Source organism: Ruminococcus sp. 8Y-12, from assembly GCF_058119865.1.
In genome coordinates, this window is the sequence record NZ_CM176623.1 from 2,702,932 (window position 1) to 2,720,388 (window position 17,457).

At 49.4% G+C, this 17,457-nt stretch carries 17 protein-coding genes; 16 read left to right on the plus strand and 1 reads right to left on the minus strand.

The window, feature by feature from the left end:
* Positions 1-186: 186 nt before the first annotated feature.
* From AC0THY_RS09990 to AC0THY_RS10000, 3 genes are read left to right on the plus strand one after another with little or no spacing between them, the layout of a single operon-like run.
* Positions 187-2,241, plus strand: a complete 2,055-nt coding sequence (locus AC0THY_RS09990) for an oxidoreductase (protein ID WP_489990460.1) — start codon at positions 187-189, stop codon at positions 2,239-2,241.
* Between the two features lie 14 nt (positions 2,242-2,255).
* On the plus strand, positions 2,256-3,545 hold the full coding sequence (locus AC0THY_RS09995) for an aconitase X (RefSeq protein WP_489990461.1): 1,290 nt from the start codon (positions 2,256-2,258) through the stop codon (positions 3,543-3,545).
* Positions 3,542-3,994, plus strand: a complete 453-nt coding sequence (locus AC0THY_RS10000; RefSeq protein WP_489990462.1) for an aconitase X swivel domain-containing protein — start codon at positions 3,542-3,544, stop codon at positions 3,992-3,994. Before AC0THY_RS09995 ends, AC0THY_RS10000 begins: the two co-directional genes overlap by 4 nt.
* Before the next feature lie 207 nt (positions 3,995-4,201).
* Here AC0THY_RS10000 and AC0THY_RS10005 read toward each other — a convergent pair whose 3' ends face one another.
* The gene (locus AC0THY_RS10005; protein WP_489990463.1) at positions 4,202-4,561 is read right to left on the minus strand and encodes a metal-dependent transcriptional regulator; all 360 of its coding nucleotides are present in this window, start codon (positions 4,559-4,561) and stop codon (positions 4,202-4,204) included.
* 203 nt (positions 4,562-4,764) lie between these two features.
* Here AC0THY_RS10005 and AC0THY_RS10010 point away from each other — a divergent pair, with 203 nt between their 5' ends.
* From AC0THY_RS10010 to AC0THY_RS10070, 13 genes are all read left to right on the plus strand, one after another.
* A complete protein-coding gene (locus tag AC0THY_RS10010) occupies positions 4,765-5,253 on the plus strand; it encodes a Fur family transcriptional regulator (RefSeq protein WP_489990464.1) in 489 nt (162 codons plus the stop codon).
* A 184-nt stretch (positions 5,254-5,437) separates the two neighbouring features.
* Complete coding sequence (locus AC0THY_RS10015; RefSeq protein WP_489990465.1) at positions 5,438-6,808, plus strand: MATE family efflux transporter; 1,371 nt, start codon at positions 5,438-5,440, stop codon at positions 6,806-6,808.
* 32 nt (positions 6,809-6,840) lie between these two features.
* Positions 6,841-7,779, plus strand: a complete 939-nt coding sequence (locus tag AC0THY_RS10020) for a radical SAM protein (protein WP_489990466.1) — start codon at positions 6,841-6,843, stop codon at positions 7,777-7,779.
* Positions 7,780-7,920: 141 nt separating this feature from the next.
* Positions 7,921-8,133 (plus strand): FeoA family protein, encoded by a 213-nt coding sequence (locus tag AC0THY_RS10025; RefSeq protein WP_489990467.1) that lies wholly within the window; start codon positions 7,921-7,923, stop codon positions 8,131-8,133.
* Positions 8,134-8,146: 13 nt separating this feature from the next.
* Complete coding sequence (locus tag AC0THY_RS10030; protein ID WP_489990468.1) at positions 8,147-8,368, plus strand: FeoA family protein; 222 nt, start codon at positions 8,147-8,149, stop codon at positions 8,366-8,368.
* 118 nt (positions 8,369-8,486) lie between these two features.
* Complete coding sequence (feoB, locus tag AC0THY_RS10035; RefSeq protein ID WP_489990469.1) at positions 8,487-10,670, plus strand: ferrous iron transport protein B; 2,184 nt, start codon at positions 8,487-8,489, stop codon at positions 10,668-10,670.
* A gap of 54 nt (positions 10,671-10,724) precedes the next feature.
* On the plus strand, positions 10,725-10,862 hold the full coding sequence (locus AC0THY_RS10040; RefSeq protein WP_489990470.1) for a FeoB-associated Cys-rich membrane protein: 138 nt from the start codon (positions 10,725-10,727) through the stop codon (positions 10,860-10,862).
* A gap of 378 nt (positions 10,863-11,240) precedes the next feature.
* Positions 11,241-11,930 carry a YkgJ family cysteine cluster protein gene (locus AC0THY_RS10045; protein ID WP_489990471.1) on the plus strand — a complete coding sequence of 230 codons (690 nt, stop codon included), beginning with the start codon at positions 11,241-11,243 and terminating at the stop codon, positions 11,928-11,930.
* On the plus strand, positions 11,927-12,871 hold the full coding sequence (locus AC0THY_RS10050) for a tRNA dihydrouridine synthase (RefSeq protein WP_489990472.1): 945 nt from the start codon (positions 11,927-11,929) through the stop codon (positions 12,869-12,871). The genes AC0THY_RS10045 and AC0THY_RS10050 overlap by 4 nt, the downstream gene beginning before the upstream one ends.
* A 40-nt stretch (positions 12,872-12,911) precedes the next feature.
* Positions 12,912-13,295: a hypothetical protein gene (locus AC0THY_RS10055; protein WP_489990473.1), complete on the plus strand. Its 384-nt coding sequence runs from the start codon at positions 12,912-12,914 to the stop codon at positions 13,293-13,295.
* Positions 13,296-13,304: 9 nt separating this feature from the next.
* Positions 13,305-15,008, plus strand: coding sequence for an ABC transporter ATP-binding protein (locus AC0THY_RS10060; protein ID WP_489990474.1), 1,704 nt, complete (start codon positions 13,305-13,307; stop codon positions 15,006-15,008).
* A gap of 5 nt (positions 15,009-15,013) precedes the next feature.
* On the plus strand, positions 15,014-16,852 hold the full coding sequence (locus AC0THY_RS10065) for an ABC transporter ATP-binding protein (RefSeq protein ID WP_489990475.1): 1,839 nt from the start codon (positions 15,014-15,016) through the stop codon (positions 16,850-16,852).
* Positions 16,818-17,444, plus strand: a complete 627-nt coding sequence (locus tag AC0THY_RS10070) for a DUF3786 domain-containing protein (protein ID WP_489990476.1) — start codon at positions 16,818-16,820, stop codon at positions 17,442-17,444. The genes AC0THY_RS10065 and AC0THY_RS10070 overlap by 35 nt, the downstream gene beginning before the upstream one ends.
* Positions 17,445-17,457 lie beyond the last annotated feature (13 nt).

Here is a 17,457-nt window from a genome sequence, read left to right on the forward strand (position 1 = left end):
TTGCAGTCGTAAGTAGTAAAATATTGTACAGTGATAAAAGCGGAAGGCAAAGGGCTATCCGCTTTTTGCTTACATGGAAACCTTTCACCGGAATGATTGGCGTATAAGAGCAGCATATGATAAAATATATTATAGTATCAGGTAATGAGAAATTACACCAATCAAAGCGGAAAAGGGGGAATGAGGATGGATGCAAGGTTAGAACCATTATTCACGCCATGGACCATCGGAAACTGCAAAATTAAGAATCGTATTGTGCTGACATCCATGGGAGGAACGAATCTTTTAGGATGGATGGAGAAGAACCATTTTGACAAAGAGGGAGCTCGTTTTATTATGGAGGTGGCAAAGAATCATGCAGGGCTTGTGCTGCCGGGGTGCCAGCCGGTCTATAATCCTATGTTTGGCCAGTGGCTCTACAAGAATAAGAAGATGTATGAGGATTTAAAGAGTTGGCTTCCCTCCTTTCACAGGACGGGAGCGAAATTGTTTGTTCAGCTGACGGCAGGGTTTGGGCGGTCTTTCACTATCAGTGAGATGATGGAGAATCTTTACACAAACAAGTTTTTGAGAGTGGTTTCCAAACCTTTTATGAATCTGGATAAAATCACAGCCTCTGCAAGCCCTTCTCCTAACCGCTGGTCCGATAAGGTTCCTTCCAGAGAGATGACAGTGGAAGAAATACACGAATTCGTGGAGGCCTTTGCGAAATGTGCGAAACTGCTTCAGGATGCAGGGGTAGACGGTGTTGAAATCCATGCGGTTCACGAGGGATATCTGCTGGATCAGTTTACCCTGCCCTATGTCAATCAGCGCACAGACCAGTATGGCGGCTCATTTGAAAACCGCTATCGCTTTGCGGTAGAGATTGTGCAGGCAATTAAGCGGGAGTGCGGGAAAGAGTTTCCGGTTTCCCTAAGATACAGCGTCCGGTCCATGACAAAGGGATTCCGAAAGGGAGCTCTGCCGGGGGAAGATTTTGCGGAGGCAGGAAGGGATATGAAGGAGTCCGAAAAGGCTGCGAAGTATCTACAGGATGCTGGTTATGACATGTTAAACTGCGACAATGGTACCTATGATGCGTGGTATTGGGCACATCCCCCAATCTATATGCCGGAAAACTGTAATCTGCAGGATGTGGAGCATATCAGGCAGTTTGTAGATATTCCAGTTGTGTGTGCCGGACGTATGGACCCCAGGATAGCGGCGGATTCCATCGCAGCGGGAAAAATAGACGGTGCTGGATTTGCCCGTCAGTTTCTGGCGGATCAGGCATGGGTCACCAAGATGAGGGAGGGAAGAGAAGAGGACATACGCCCATGTATTCTATGCCACAACGGCTGTTTCAACATGTGCCATTATAAGGGCGTACCAAATGATCAGGACCTCTCGGACAGCCTGCATTTGGCACGGTGTGCGGTAAATGCGGAAACGATGCAGTGGGATAAGCACTATATCGAAAAGACAGCGTCACCGAAGCGAGTACATATTGTGGGGGGCGGCATCGGTGGTATGGAAGCGGCCAGGATTCTGAAATTGAGAGGCCATGAGCCGGTAATCCATGAAAAGCGCGGTATATTGGGGGGCACCTTTATTCCCGCAAGCGCAGAATCCTATAAAGAGAAGCTGCGCGATCTGCTGGCATGGTACAGACGGCAGATGGAAGTTCTAAATATAGAAGTGTGTCTAAACCAAGAAGTCAAGGACATCTCTGCGTTTGGAGGGGAACATGTCATTATCGCCACAGGAGCGGCCCCGAGAGTTTTATTGAATGTGCCGGGGTATGGGCGGATGATTGAGGCGTGTGAATACTTAAACGGCGCAGAAGTTGGGGATGTGGTCGCTGTGGTCGGCGGCGGACTGACTGGGTGTGAGATCGCATATGAACTGGCACTGAAAGGAAAGAAGCCGGTCATTGTAGAGATGAAAGATGATTTGATTTCCCAAAAGGGTGTCTGTCTGGCCAACAGTTCTTATCTGCGGGAATGGTTTGAACTTCATCATGTTCCGGTGTATCTGGAGACTACCCTAAAAGAGGTTAGGGGAAATTCCATTCTCTGCCGGACCAGGGAGGGCAGAGATGTGGAGATTCCATGTGATACAGTGATCAGCTCCGCCGGTTATATTTCCACGCCGCTGTCGGAGAAAAAGAGAGGCGTATATCTGGTTGGCGACTGTCTGCAGGTAGGGAATTTAAGATCCGTTATCTGGAGTGCATATGAAGCTGCTATGAAAATCTGACAGGGGGTGAAAAGATGGTAAAGGATAGGATGATGCTGTCAACTGAACAGGAAGAGATCTTAAACGGCAGCAAGGGTCAGGTTATGGCAAAGGTGATGGAGACCATGATTCGTTACGGCGAGCTGTTTGGAGCAGAGTCAATGGTTCCGATTACAAGTAAATGTAATCATCTGGTGACTTCCTTTGGGCTAAAGGCGCTGGGACCGGTCTATGACCTGATGGAGAAGCTGATTGACACGGGATGCACTTCTGTTCAAAAATTTACGGCAGATCCAAGACCTTTGGACAAAAATGTGCCGAGTTCTTTTATACAGAATATGGTATTCCGGCATTTTATGTACAGCAAACAGGATTACTATGAAAACCAGCTGGATAAGCTGGGGCTGCTGGACAGGGATGCATTTACCTGCACCTGTTATCTGGATGAAGTGGGAAACACACCGGGACAGGGAGAGGTTCTTTCGTGGTCGGAGTCCTCTGCCGTGGTATACGCAAACTCCGTGCTTGGGGCAAGGTGTAACCGAAATTCGGGTATTATAGACCTGATGGGATCAATCGTGGGTTATGTCCCTTACTTCGGTCTATTGACAGACGAAGGGAGAAAAGCCAGCTGGATTGTGGAGATTAAGACCTCCGGAAAGCCGGAGGCTCAGTTACTTGGTTCCGCTGTGGGTATGAAGGTAATGGAAGATGTACCGTATATTGCCGGTCTGGACAGATGGCTTGGAACAATGGATGAGGAAGCCAAAACCTATCTGAAGGATTTTGGCGCAGCGACTGCCTCCAACGGTGCGGTTGGACTCTACCATGTAGAAGGGATTACGCCGGAGGCTGTACAGCAGGGGAGATCTCTGCTGAGGGCGGATGCAAAGAGATACGTCATTGATGATGCGGAGTTGAAGCGTGTCTATGACAGCTATCCTGTTATTTGGAAAAACAAAAACGCCAGGCCCAAACTATGCTTTATGGGATGCCCCCACATGAGCCTGAATCAGCTTGTTGACTGGACGAAAAAGGTGGAGCAGGGCTTAAAAAATGCAGGCAATGATCAGGTTGTGATCCCCACCGTATTTACAGCTGCTCCGGCAGTTCAGAAGAAGTTTGAGGGCACACCCTACGCCGCGCGGCTTGCTAAGACAGGTGTGATTCTATCCTATATCTGTCCGCTGATGTATATGAATAATCCACTCAGCTCCAGCATGCCGGTCATCACATCCAGCAATAAGCTGCGCACTTATACAAGTGCGAGATATTATACAGATGAGGAGATTTTGGAACAGATTACAAAGGGAGGGGAACGATGATGAAGCATTTTCAGGGAAGAGTTGTCACACCGGGGAGTATTACTGCCCAGGCGCTGGTATCACATGAGGGCTTAAATACATTGGCCTCTTTTCAAAAAGCACTGCAGTTTGGGGATAAGAAAGCAACCTGCGGGGACCAGAATAACACGGATCTGTATGGAAAACAGATGGCGGGAAAAGCGCTCTGCCTTCCCAGGACCATCGGTTCCACCACGGGTGGGCTGGTACTGTACTGCGCCTGTTCCATGAAGCGGCAGCCCGCATGTATGCTGTTTTCTGAACCAATTGACTCTCTGGCGGCCGCAGGCGCTATATTGGCTGATGTGTGGCTTGAGGATGTCTCCATGCCGGTGGTGGACTCTCTGGGAGAGGAGTTTTTGGAATATGTGAAGGACGATATGACCATTGCTGTTGGAGAGAATGGGATGGTGGAAGTGTCTGAACAATAGACTGCTTATGTTTTATAATCTATTTGTGCACTCAGCGCTATGATGGGCAGCCCGATACCCTGTGTCTGATTTTTGAGGAGAGGTATCGGGCTCCTTTTAGGTTTTCGCTCATACATACCTTAACTGCAGTTACAGACCCGGATTTCCACCAGAAACCAGGGACTTTCGCAGAAAGTAAAATGAGGAGTCAGCACCTGCTATTAAAATTTACCGGATATGTTTTTTCAACGCCTCAAAGCTTTCCTTGCTGATGACATGTTCAATTTTACAGGCATCCTCAGAGGCAATCTTCTGGTCCACACCCAGTCGGATCAGCCAGGTAGTCAGGAGCTGATGGCGCTCATAGATCATCTCTGCGATCTCCTTTCCGGTTTCCGTCAGGTAGATGTAGCCTTCCTTTGTCACTGTGATGTGACCTTTCTCGCGAAGGTTTTTCATAGCCACGCTGACACTGGACTTTTTGAATCCCAGCTCTTCCGCAATATCCACAGAGCGCACCACGGGATGTGATTTGCCCAAAATTAAGATCGTCTCCAAATAATTTTCAGCAGATTCATTTACGTGCATATATAGTACCACCTTATTTTCCTTTATTATATCAAGATGCCAGGACCCAAATACGTTTTGCCCCCAACATTTATCAAAAGTATAGCATACATCTGAGGGAACATCAAACAAAAATAGTAGCTATTGACAACTTACGATAGTTAGCTTATACTAACTTGTAAAATGAAAATACTTTTCATCAATTTAGTAAAGGATGATGTCTCATGTCAGAAGATATTAAGATAAAAGAGAATAAAAACCCTCTTTCGTCCGCTCATTATGAGAGGACAAAAATGCAGAAGGAGATGATAATTAAGCGACTCAGGGAGAAGGGATGCAGGATTACCAGACAGCGTCTTTTGATTTTGGATACCATACTGGAAAACCAGTGTTCCAGCTGCAAAGAGATTTTTTACAGAGTCTCCGGGGAAAACAGCGGTATCGGAGCCGCCACTGTTTATCGAATGATTAATACACTGGAAGAGATCGGCGCCATCAGCAGGAAAAACATGTATCGGATTGCCTGCTCTGAGCACTGCATTATGGAAGACGCATGTACCGTGGTGCTGGAGGACAATACCACCTTCCACCTCTCCGCTAAGACCTGGAACCTGGTGGTTCAGGCGGGGCTGGGAGCCTGCGGCTTTTTGGACGGACAGAAGGTGGCGTCTATTTCGGTAAAGCCCTGTAGCTGCAGCCAGACAAAATGTTGAGAAATCAACCTTCTCTTTTTACATAAACTGCGTTAAAATAATATACAGGTGATGTCTGTGCAGGCAGCTTTGTACTTCTTCACAGACACAGTTTGGGACTTTCATAATATATATAGTATATAGAAGTTGGGGAGAAAAGATATTTTGACCCTGGCATCCGTATATATGTAAAAAGGAATGGAAAATGACGCAGGTAGAAAATAAAAATGATTTCTCCACAGGAAGTGTGTGGAGGCACATCGCGTCGCTGGCAGTGCCTATGACAGTGGCGCAGTTGGTGCAGGTTTTATACAATATTGTTGACCGGATTTACATAGGACATCTGCCAGGGACTTCTTCCCTGGCGCTCACAGGTCTTGGGCTGACCTTTCCGGTGATTACCCTGATTGTGGCTTTTACAAATCTGTTCGGAATGGGAGGAGCGCCTCTGTGCTCCATTGCCAGGGGAAAGAATGACAGCGAGAGGGCAGAGCGAATTATGGGAAATACGTTTTTCATGCTCCTGGTCACCAGCGCTTTGATGGTGGCCTGCGGTTATCTTTTTATGAAACCCATTCTCTATCTGTTTGGGGCAAGTGATGTCACCTTTCCGTTTGCCCGGCAGTATCTGAGAATTTATCTGATCGGTACCCCTTTTGTGATGATTGGAACAGGGATGAATGGATTTATCAATTCCCAGGGCTTTGCCCGGGTGGGAATGATGACCATTCTTTTGGGCGCTGTCACCAATATTGCGCTGGACCCTGTATTTATCTTTGTATTTCATATGGGTGTGGCGGGGGCTGCTGCCGCCACCATTCTGTCACAGCTTCTTTCCGCTGTGTGGGTTATGCGCTTTTTGACAGGAAAGAAGACGCTTCTGCACGTGAAGAAAAAGTATATGCGTCCGGAGGCGGGGCTTTTAAAGGAGATTACAGGCCTTGGAATGGCAGGTTTTATCATGTCAGCCACAAATGGGGCGGTGCAGATCGCGTGCAATGCCACCCTGAGGGATCACGGGGGCGACCTCTACGTGGGAATTATGACTGTGCTAAATTCTGTGCGGGATGTGATCATGCTGCCAACACAGGGCATTACCCAGGCAGCCCAGCCAGTCCTGGGATTTAACTACGGCGCTAAGCGGTTTGACAGAATCAGGAAGGGAATTTCCTTTACCACTGTGACCTGCATTGTCTATACTTCTCTGGCCTGGCTGGCAGTCTTTTTGTTTCCCGAAGCACTGATCCGTATTTTTAATTCCGATCCCCAGCTTTTAGCAAAGGGAGCGCCTGCCATGCATATTTACTTTTTTGGCTTTTTTATGATGGCTCTCCAGTTTTCCGGACAATCCACATTCGTAGGTCTGGGGCAGTCAAAGCAGGCGGTCTTCTTTTCAATTTTTCGCAAAGTGATTATTGTGGTGCCTTTGACCCTGCTGTTTCCCGGAATAGCGGGACTGGGAGTTAACGGCGTCTTTCTGGCAGAACCCATCTCTAATTTTGTGGGAGGAACCGCGAGCTTTGTGACCATGCTGTTTACTGTGAAAAGACTGCTGAGGGAGGATACGCCCTCTTGAAGAGGGAATGAGTAAGAGAGGAGTTGCCAAGGATGGACCAAGAAAAGTTTCATGAAATAGAAAAAATAAAAACACAGGACAGCAAAGGCGGCTGCGTGCTCTGTCCCAGGCAGTGCCATGCCCTCAGAGGAGAAGGCCGGGCAGGCGTCTGCCATGGGACGGAACAGGTTCGTGTTGCCAGAGCAGCCCTCCATATGTGGGAGGAACCATGTATTTCGGGGGATTCTGGCTCGGGGACCGTATTTTTTACAGGCTGTGCCCTGGGGTGCGTCTACTGCCAGAACAGACCCATTGCCTCCGGGGAGGTGGGAAAAGAAGTTTCTGTGGAGCGGTTGGCAGAGATTTTTTTGGAGCTTCAGCACAAGGGAGCGAAAAATATTAATCTGGTGACAGCAGGACATTTTGTCCCACAGATTGTGCAGTCCCTGAGCCTGGCAAAGCAGCAGGGAATGCATCTTACTGTGGTGTACAATTCAAGCGGCTATGAAAAACGAGAGACTCTTCGGATGCTGGAGGGTCTGGTTGACGTCTATCTTCCGGACTTTAAGTATATGGATGTGGAACTGGCCGAAAGATATTCCGGCGCGCCGGATTACAGCCGATGGGCAACAGAGGCATTGGAGGAGATGGTGAGGCAGACAGGGGAGCCGATATTTGACCGGGAGGGAATGATGGTGCGCGGTGTGATCGTACGTCATCTGATTCTGCCGGGACATACCAAAGATTCTATGGATGTGCTGCGCTATCTTTACGAGACCTATGGGGACAGGATTTATATCAGTATAATGAACCAGTACACTCCCATGAAGTGGATTGGAGAAGATCAGGAGTTGTCCCGAAGGGTGACCAGACGTGAATATGAGAGGGTGGTAAGCTATGCCTTAGAGCTTGGGATTGCCAATGGGTTTATCCAGGAGGGCAGCGCCGCACAGGAGAGTTTTATTCCCGCTTTTGACTGTGAAGGCGTTTAGCAGAGAAAATTTGTAACTGCTCAGACTTGTTGAATAGTTACGAAAATTTTGTAAAATGGTTATTGACAACTTATGGAAGTTAGAATATACTAACATTAATGAAAAATGAAAGTCAATAATAAAGAAAAGAGGATGAGTGTGATGCCTTTGACAATGGCGCGAACAGGAGAAAAGAATGTAATTCACAGGATTGGAGGCAGGGAGGAAGTCAGACGATTTCTGGAGAATCTGGGCTTTGTAACCGGCGGAACCGTCACCGTAGTGGCCCAGATGGGCGGTAACATGATTGTGAATATAAAGGATTCCAGGGTTGCCATAGGAAAAGATATGGCAAATAAAATCATAGTGGGATAAAGAGGAGGATAAAATGAAGACATTGCGAGAGATTCCATGCGGGCTGACTGTAAAAGTGAAAAAACTGAGCGGTGAGGGACCCGTTAAGAGGCGCATCATGGACATGGGAATTACAAAAGGTGTGGATATTTTTGTGCGCAAGGTGGCTCCTTTTGGAGATCCGGTTGAGGTGACTGTCCGAGGATATGAGTTGTCCCTCCGTAAGCAGGATGCGGAAATGATCATGGTGGAATAATTTTTTTTGATTTGCGGTTAGACAAAACTAATTGAAGGTAGAGCCTGAAACTAATTTTATTTGCAGAAAAGATGGAAACAACCGAATAAAATTGCCGTTTGGCAGAAAGAGGTAAGAGATGTCAATAAAAATTGCATTAGCAGGGAATCCAAACAGTGGAAAGACCACGCTGTTCAATGCCCTGACGGGATCAAATCAGTTTGTGGGAAACTGGCCCGGTGTTACGGTAGAGAAAAAGGAGGGGAAACTGAAAGGGCACAAAGATGTTGTCATCATGGATCTTCCGGGTATTTACTCACTCTCCCCCTACACTCTGGAGGAAGTGGTGGCGAGGAACTATCTGATTAATGAGAGGCCGGATGCCATCCTGAATATTGTGGACGGAACCAACATTGAGCGCAACCTTTATCTGTCCACACAGTTGATGGAGCTGGGAATTCCGGTTATCATGGCAGTGAACATGATGGATATTGTGGAGAAAAGCGGAGACAGGATACATATTGAAAAGCTGAGCAAAAAATTGGGGTGTCAGGTGGTGGAGATTTCAGCCCTGAAAGGCACGGGAGTGCAGAAAGCTGCTGAAAAAGCAGTGGCTGCGGCCAGCGGGAAAGCGCTCTCTTTACCGGTTCATACCTTTGCGTCTGAAGTGGAAAGTGTGCTGGACGCGGTGGAGAGAAAGCTGGGCAGCGATATCCCCCAGGAACAGAGAAGATTCTTTGCCATCAAACTGCTGGAAAAGGATGACAAGATTCCCCAACTGATGAAGAGCGTTCCGGATATATCGGAGGAGATCAGCCACATTGAAAAGGCAATGGACGATGACACAGAGAGTATTATCACTAATGAGCGGTATATGTATATCTCCTCCATTATCGGGCAGTGCTGTACAAAGAATAAACAGAGGACTATGACAACCTCTGATAAGATTGACCGGATTGTTACAAACCGTTTCCTGGCCCTGCCTATCTTTGCGGTTGTGATGTTTATTGTCTACTATGTCTCAGTTACCACAGTAGGAACCTGGGCTACGGACTGGGCCAATGACGGCCTGTTCGGGGACGGATGGAGCCTGTTCGGTTTGGACGTTCCGGGCATTCCGGTGCTGATTGAGTCCGGTCTGACGGCAATCGGGTGCGCGGGATGGCTGCAGGGGCTGATTTTGGATGGTATTGTAGCCGGTGTGGGCGCGGTTCTGGGATTTGTCCCTCAGATGCTGGTACTCTTTATCTTCCTGGCTTTCCTGGAATCCTGCGGATATATGGCTAGAATCGCCTTTATCATGGACCGTATTTTCCGAAAGTTCGGACTCTCGGGTAAGTCCTTTATCCCCATGCTGATCGGAAGCGGCTGCGGCGTTCCGGGAATCATGGCGTCCAGAACCATTGAGAACGACAGGGACCGAAAGATGACCATCATGACCACCACCTTTATTCCCTGCGGGGCCAAGCTTCCCATTATCGCCCTGATTGCAGGGGCCTTGTTCGGTGGCGCGTGGTGGGTGGCGCCCAGCGCATACTTTGTGGGAATTGCGGCCATCATCTGCTCCGGTATTATTTTGAAAAAAACAAAGATGTTCGCGGGAGACCCTGCGCCTTTTGTCATGGAACTTCCCGCTTATCATATGCCCACTGTGGGAAATGTACTGAGAAGCATGTGGGAGAGGGGCTGGTCCTTCATCAAAAAAGCCGGTACCATTATCCTCCTCTCCACAATCCTGGTTTGGTTTACATCTTACTTCGGATGGGTGGACGGACAGTTCAGAATGCTGGAGGATATGGAGCTGGATCACAGTATCCTGGCGGCAATCGGAAATGCAATCAGCTGGATTTTCATCCCGCTTGGCTGGGGCGACTGGAGGTCAGCCGTGGCGGCTATCACGGGATTGGTTGCAAAGGAGAACGTGGTGGGTACCTTCGGTATTCTCTATGGCTTTGCCGAGGTGGCTGAGGACGGAACGGAGATCTGGGGAAGCCTTGCGGGCAGTATGACCACGATTGCCGCGTATTCATTCCTGGTATTCAACCTCTTGTGCGCGCCATGCTTTGCTGCAATGGGAGCAATCAAGAGAGAGATGAACAATGCCAAGTGGTTTTGGTTTGCGATCGGATATCAGACCATCCTGGCGTACATCGTCTCCATGTGCATCTATCAGATTGGCTCTCTGATCACAGCCGGGGCATTTGGAATCGGCACAGTGGCCTCACTGGTGGCAGTCATTGGTTTACTCTACCTGCTGTTTAGGCCTTACAGGGTAAGTAATACTTTGAAAGTAGATGCAAAAGGAATTGTTGGTGCAAAATAGACGTTAATTTGAGAGCCTGCACAATTGCGCAGGCTCTGGATACAGGAGGTATATATGGGAACGTGGATTGTAGGACTCATCCTGAGTGCAGCAGTTGTCTTTATTGTGCGGGGAATGGTCCGTGATAAAAAACAGGGGAAATCCATTCAGTGCGGCGGGGACTGCAAACATTGCGGGGGGCATTGCCACTGAGAAGAAAATGTGTAGCGATTTAAGGGGGGACGCTTCCTCCGGCGTTGGCAGCTCTCTAAGCAAACAATTTACGTGCGTTTTTAGCGGCGGGGAAATAAACGTTTACGGAAACTTGGACGCGAAGGCTTTCATGAGCTATTATGCCTCAGTATGCAGAAAAGCTTCCAGTGGCAGGTTTTTTGTAGTTGCAGTTAACGGTCAGTTCCCCAGAGCATTGCACGTGTTTGCGTGAGAGCTGCCAACGCCCGGGTGAGGTCCGGATAGCTATGCAAGTAACAGCCCAACCCCGTCTAAACAGTTACGAAAATACATTGTATGTCCTGTTTGCCTGTGTTAAAATAAAAGGAACTATTTGCACAGGAGGAATGGGAAGAAACTATGAAGAGAGAAGTTTCATTAGAGGATCTAAAAAAATTGTACAGCTCCAACGATATGGTGAAAGCGGACTGCCAGGGATGTCCCGGATGTTCCGACTGCTGCCAGGGAATGGGAGAGTCGATTATTTTAGATCCTTTTGATGTTTACCGCCTGCGTAAGAACCTGAATGTTTCCTTTGAAGAGCTGCTGGACGGGCAGATAGAATTGAATGTGGTGGATGGAGTGATTCTGCCCAACTTAAAGATGGATGTGGAGAGGGAGGCTTGCACGTTTTTAGATGCGGGGGGCCGGTGTTCTATCCATTCATTCCGGCCGGGACTGTGCCGGCTTTTCCCTCTGGGGAGGTATTATGAGAAAGAGGGATTCCGTTACTTCCTGCAGAGGGGGGAGTGCCCAAAAGCCAATAAGTCTAAGGTCAAAGTGAGCAAGTGGCTGGATATGCCAAACCTGAAGCAGTATGAGGGGTATATAAACAGATGGCATTATTTTCTGGACAAGGTGGAGTCTTTGTTTGAAGAGGCGGGGGATGAACAGTTGAAAAGGGACCTGAATATGTATCTTTTGGAGCAGTTTTTCATAAAATCTTATTCAGGGGAAAAGGAATTTTACGCAGAGTTTGAGGAGCGCATTATCCAGGCGGAGAAGCTGCTTAGCGTGTTGAAAACCACAGAGGGGGAAAAGCGGAGATGAAGCTTTATTTTGCACCCATGGAGGGAATCACGGGATATATTTACCGGAATGCCCATCATACCTTTTTTCACAGTGTAGATAAGTACTTTACCCCCTTTATCCTGCCCAACCAAAAAGGGCATTTCAATGCCAGGGAGAAGCAGGATATGGATCCTCGGCACAATGAGGGGATACGTGTGGTTCCACAGATCCTGACAAACTGCGCGGAGGATTTTGTGAAAACGGCCCGAAAACTGGCTGATATGGGATACCAGGAGCTCAATCTAAACCTGGGCTGTCCCTCCAGGACGGTGGTCACTAAGTACAGAGGATCTGGTTTTCTGGCGCTGCCGGAAAAGCTGGATCTGTTTTTGGACAGCATTTTTTCAGAGGTGGGGATGGCAGTCTCCATAAAAACCAGAATCGGCAGGGATGATCCCGGGGAGTTCGAGAGGCTGATGGAAATCTTTAATCAGTATCCGGTCAGTGAACTGATCATTCACCCCAGGACTCAGCAGGACTATTACCGAAACAAACCCAACCTGGAAAAGTATGGACAGGGACTTCAGATGAGTAAAAATCCGGTGTGCTATAACGGGGATATCTGTACCCCCCAGGATTATCACAATCTGGTCAGGGGATTTCCGAATACAACGGCAGTCATGATGGGAAGAGGGCTTCTTAAAAATCCAGGCCTGGCAGAACAGATCAATGGGGAAAGCGGTCTGGACAAAGAACGGCTGAGGGCATTTCACGACCGGCTCTATGAGGACTATCAGCGGGTGATGCCAGGGGCAAAAAATGTGCTTTTTAAAATGAAGGAAGTCTGGGTCTATATGGCTGGCCTTTTTCACAATTGGGAAAAATATGGGAAAAAGATCCGAAAGGCCGAGCGGCTCCTGGCCTATGAAAAGGCTGTAAATGACCTGTTCGCAGAGCAGGAGCTGAACATACCAAAATAAGGCAAAGAGGAAACGATGAGCAAAGACAAGGAGGAGAAGGATGAAACTGAGATTAAAGAATGCACAGCAAAAGAGCAGCAGTTATTACTGTGGATATGTGGATTTGAATGCATTGGCGGAGCAGCTAAAGGATTATCCCTTTGAGGAGGAGACACTTGAAAAGGCCAGGATACACAAAAGAAACATGGAGGGCGGCATTTCCCCCTTTACAGTAACACTTCGGCTTGAGCCTGAGTGCCGGCGCTGGGAGGAAGAGGGGGATCTAATTCTGGAAAGCCTGGATTCTCAAGTGTGGGATGGCAAGAGTAGGGCAGCGGCAGTCTGTATGCTGGAGGGACCATTGCCAAAGGATGCTGTGGCAATGGTCAAGGTCTTTTTAGCCACTGAGGAAAAGATGAAAAAGCTGGAACAGAATCTGCTTTAGAGGTAATGTATGAAGTTTATTGTGGGTCTGATACGCCGCCATCTGGGAATGTTTATGGCAGGTATCTGTTTTTTGGCAGTGGAGGCCATGGCGGATCTGATGCAGCCGGCCTTGATGTCTAGGATTGTGGATGAGGGCGTTAAATATCAGGATACCCGGAGAATCTGGATGTATGGAGGGTTCATGCTTTTGGTGGCGGGGGTGGGTGCGTTTGGAGCTGTCATGAGAAACCGGTATGCCAGCAGGACTTCCCAGATGATTGGCAGGGAGCTGCGCAGTGAACTTTACGAAAAAGTTCAGAGCCTTTCCTTTGAAAATATTGACCGTCTCAAGCCCTCCTCCCTGATTATCCGGATTACCAATGATGTGACACAGATACAAAACTTTATCAATGGGTGTATGCGGATTATGGTAAAAGCGCCTGTCACCTGTGTGGGAGCCATTGCATTGATTATCATCCAGACCCCGGCCCAGGTACCCATTATGGCGGTGATTCTTGTGATCGCCGGGGGACTGATTCTGGGCAACATGAGGCTTGGGTATCCCAGATTCGGGAGACTCCAGAAAAAGCTGGACCGCCTAAACCAGGTAAGTCAGGAGTTTCTGGTCTCTGTGCGGGTGGTTAAGGCTTTCGGGGCAGAGGAGCAGGAGGAGGGAAAGTTTGCTGAGGCGGCGGATGAGCTTGCTGCCGCTGGTACCTCTGCTATGCAGGTGATGGCTGTCTTTTCGCCTTTGATTAACCTGACGGTGAACATGGGAATAGTGGTGCTGCTCTGGCTTTCCGGTTATCAGGGCGAGGTTGCCATTGGGAAGCTGATGGCTTCCGTGAATTATATGACCCAGGTGCTGTTTGCATTGGGGATGGTTTCCGGCATCCTGAATATGGCGGTGCGGGCCAGTGCCTCAGCGGGGAGGGTGCAGGAGATTATGGATGAAGTTCCCGCGCAAAAGAAGGCTGTCTGTCCTCAGCGTGAGGGGATTGACGGGAGCATAGAGTTTGAACATGTATCCTTTTCCTATGCTGGTTCGCCCAGGGAGGCTCTCAAGGATATCAGTGTGAAGGTGGAGGCGGGAGAGACCATTGGGATAATCGGCCCTACCGGGTCTGGAAAAACCACTTTGGTCAATATGATTCCCCGCTTCTATGATGTGACAGGAGGGCGGATGCTGGCAGGGGGAAGGGATGTGAAGGAGTTTGATGAGGCTTATCTGAGAAGCAGGATAGCCATTGTCCCCCAGAAGGCTCTGCTTTTCTCCGGAACCATAGAGTATAATTTAAGCTGGGGGAAAGAGAATGCCTCGCAGGAAGAGATCCGATGGGCTGCCAGGATTGCCTGTGCAGACGAATTTGTTGAACAGCTCCCGCAGAAGTATGAGACCATGCTGGGCCAGGAGGGGGTCAATCTCTCCGGAGGTCAGAAGCAGCGCCTCTGTCTGGCGAGAGCTCTGCTTCGAAATCCTGAGATCCTAATCCTGGATGACTGTACCAGCGCGCTGGACGCCAACACGGAGGCCAGAGTACTGAGCGGGCTGAGGCAGGAGGTGGCCGGGATGACGGTTATGCTCATCAGCCAGAGGATATCCACTGTGCGAAGGGCGGACCGCATCCTGTGCATGGACAACGGGCAGAGTGTGGGATTTGGCACGCATGAGGAGCTGATGGAGCGTTGTGCGCTATACAGGGATATCTACAGCTCCCAGATCGGGGGGTGAATAGGATGCCGGATACTCAGAGACCTCTTCCGCCGCCGGGAAAAATAGGGCGCAGACAGCAGGGTATGATTGTGGTAAAGCCCAGGAACATGAGGGGGACCCTTCGCCGCCTGTGGGTGCTCACAAAGGGGCAGCGGCAGGGATTGGCGTGGATCTTTTTTTTCTCAGCTCTGGCCTCTTGCTCTGCGGTTTTGTCTCCGTATTTGATAGGAAAGACAGTGAACAGTATTGACACAGGCAGCCTGGGATGGCTTTTCCCAGCGCTGTTGGCAGGAGTATATGTATGCGACTGGCTCAGCAGATTTTTGCAGCAGTTTCTCATGGCAGCCGTGGGACAGAGAGTTGTGGGTCATCTGAGAAAAGAAATTTTTTCTGCTATGAGGAAGCTGCCCCTGGCTTTTTTTGACCAGAGCAGCCATGGGGATCTGATGAGCCGCCTCACAAATGATGTGGACAATATCAGCATCACCATTTCTGATTCCCTGACCCAGTTGATGATGCTGGGATTTACCATTGTGGGGGTGCTGGGAATCATGCTGTCGCTGAATCCTTTTTTGACTGGGGTTTCTCTGATCTCTGTGGTGCTGGTATTTCTACTGACAAAGGTAATTACAGGCCATACCAGTAAATTGTTTAAAGAACAGCAGCAGATTCTGGGAAGACTGAACGGGCAGATTGAGGAAGGGATAGCCGGGCTTGCCATGGTCAAGGCGTTCGGAAGAGAAGCGGCAATGTTTGTGCAGTTTGAGGAGGAAAACCTAAGGCTTCAGAAGGTGGGAACCCAGGCGCTCATCTGGTCCGGATACCTGATGCCGATTATGAATGTCATCAACAATTTAAGTTTCCTGGCAGTGGCCACCATCAGCGGTGTCATGGCGGCCAGGGGAATGATCCCTGTGGGGGTAATCTCCAGTTTTGTACTCTATTCCAGACAGCTGGGACGCCCCTTTATGGAGATCGCCAATATCTACAATACCTTTCAGACCGCAGTGGCGGGGGCAGAGCGTATTTTTGAGATCTTTGATGAGACCGGAGAGCCGGAGGACGTAAGAGCGGCTCAGCCGCTTGTGTCACCCAGGGGAGAGATCCGCTTTGAGCATGTGAGCTTCGGATATGAAGCGGGCAGGCCGATTTTAAGAGATCTCAGCTTTGCGATTCCGGCCGGAACCAAGGCGGCAATTGTAGGACCGACGGGAGCCGGAAAGACAACGATTATAAATCTGCTTCCGCGGTTTTATGATATCTGGGAGGGAAGCATTCTTCTGGACGGGCGGGATTTAAAGCAGTATCAAAAGAGGGATTTAAGAAATGCATTTGGAATTGTCCTGCAGGACCCATCTCTGTTTGGGGTGAGCGTATTGGAAAACATCCGCTACGGCTATCCGGAGGCTTCAGAGGAGCAGGTAAGAGCCGCGGCCCAAGCGGCGGGAGCGGACAGCTTTATCAAACGGCTCCCCAGGGGGTATGACACTGTGCTGGGACCGGAGGGAAGCGCGCTCAGCCAGGGAGAGCGGCAGCTGCTTACCATAGCCAGGGCGATCTTGGGAGATTCGCCCATCATGATCCTGGATGAGGCAACCAGCTCTGTGGATACTGTGACCGAGCAGAGGATTCGAAAGGCCATGCTGAAACTGACAGAGGGGCGGACTTCGTTTATCATTGCTCACAGATTGTCCACGATCCGGGATTCGGATGTAATCATTCTGCTGGAGGATGGCCGGATTGCGGAGATGGGGAGTCATGAACAGCTGATGAAGAGGAAGGGAAAGTATGCGGATCTGTATCATACGCAGACAGGAGGAATGGAAGATGGGAAAACAACCGGAGTTTCAGGGCAACTATGAAAGGGTGCTGGATGAGTGGAGAGAAAAGTCCAGGACCTGGGATTTGAGAAAAAAGTGGGGAGAACTGGGCCTCCCCGAATATGCTGGAGAGAATCCCCGGCTTGCCTGCTATGGGGTGATGTATGAGTGGAATCCCCGGGACGGCAGAATCTATGAGGCCGGGCACCCAGAGCGGGAGGCCCAGTTTACCACAGCTATGAACATCTATTCCCTGTTATATTATTCAAGGACAGCGCCTGCCCTCTCCGGTATCTGGGTGCCCCTGCGGGAAGTGAAGCGGGCCTATCCCTTTGCCGCAGCTTTTCAAAACAGAGCGCTGGGCCCATTCGCCCGCTGTTTTGACGGAAGGAAGGAAGCACTTATAAGGGCTGGGGAACAGTTGGGATTTCGGAGAATTCCTTTCTCAGATGCGGGATTTGAGGCAATGGCATTTCCATGCCTGCCGGTGCGCTTCCTCTTCTGGGATGGTGACGAAGAGTTCCCGGCGCAGGCCAATATCCTGTTTGACTCCAATATCACGGATTTTGTCCATGAAGAGACCGTGGTAATGCTGGGGGAGGACGGGGTGCGCAGGCTGATGGAAGCAGTTTAGATGTTACTGTTCA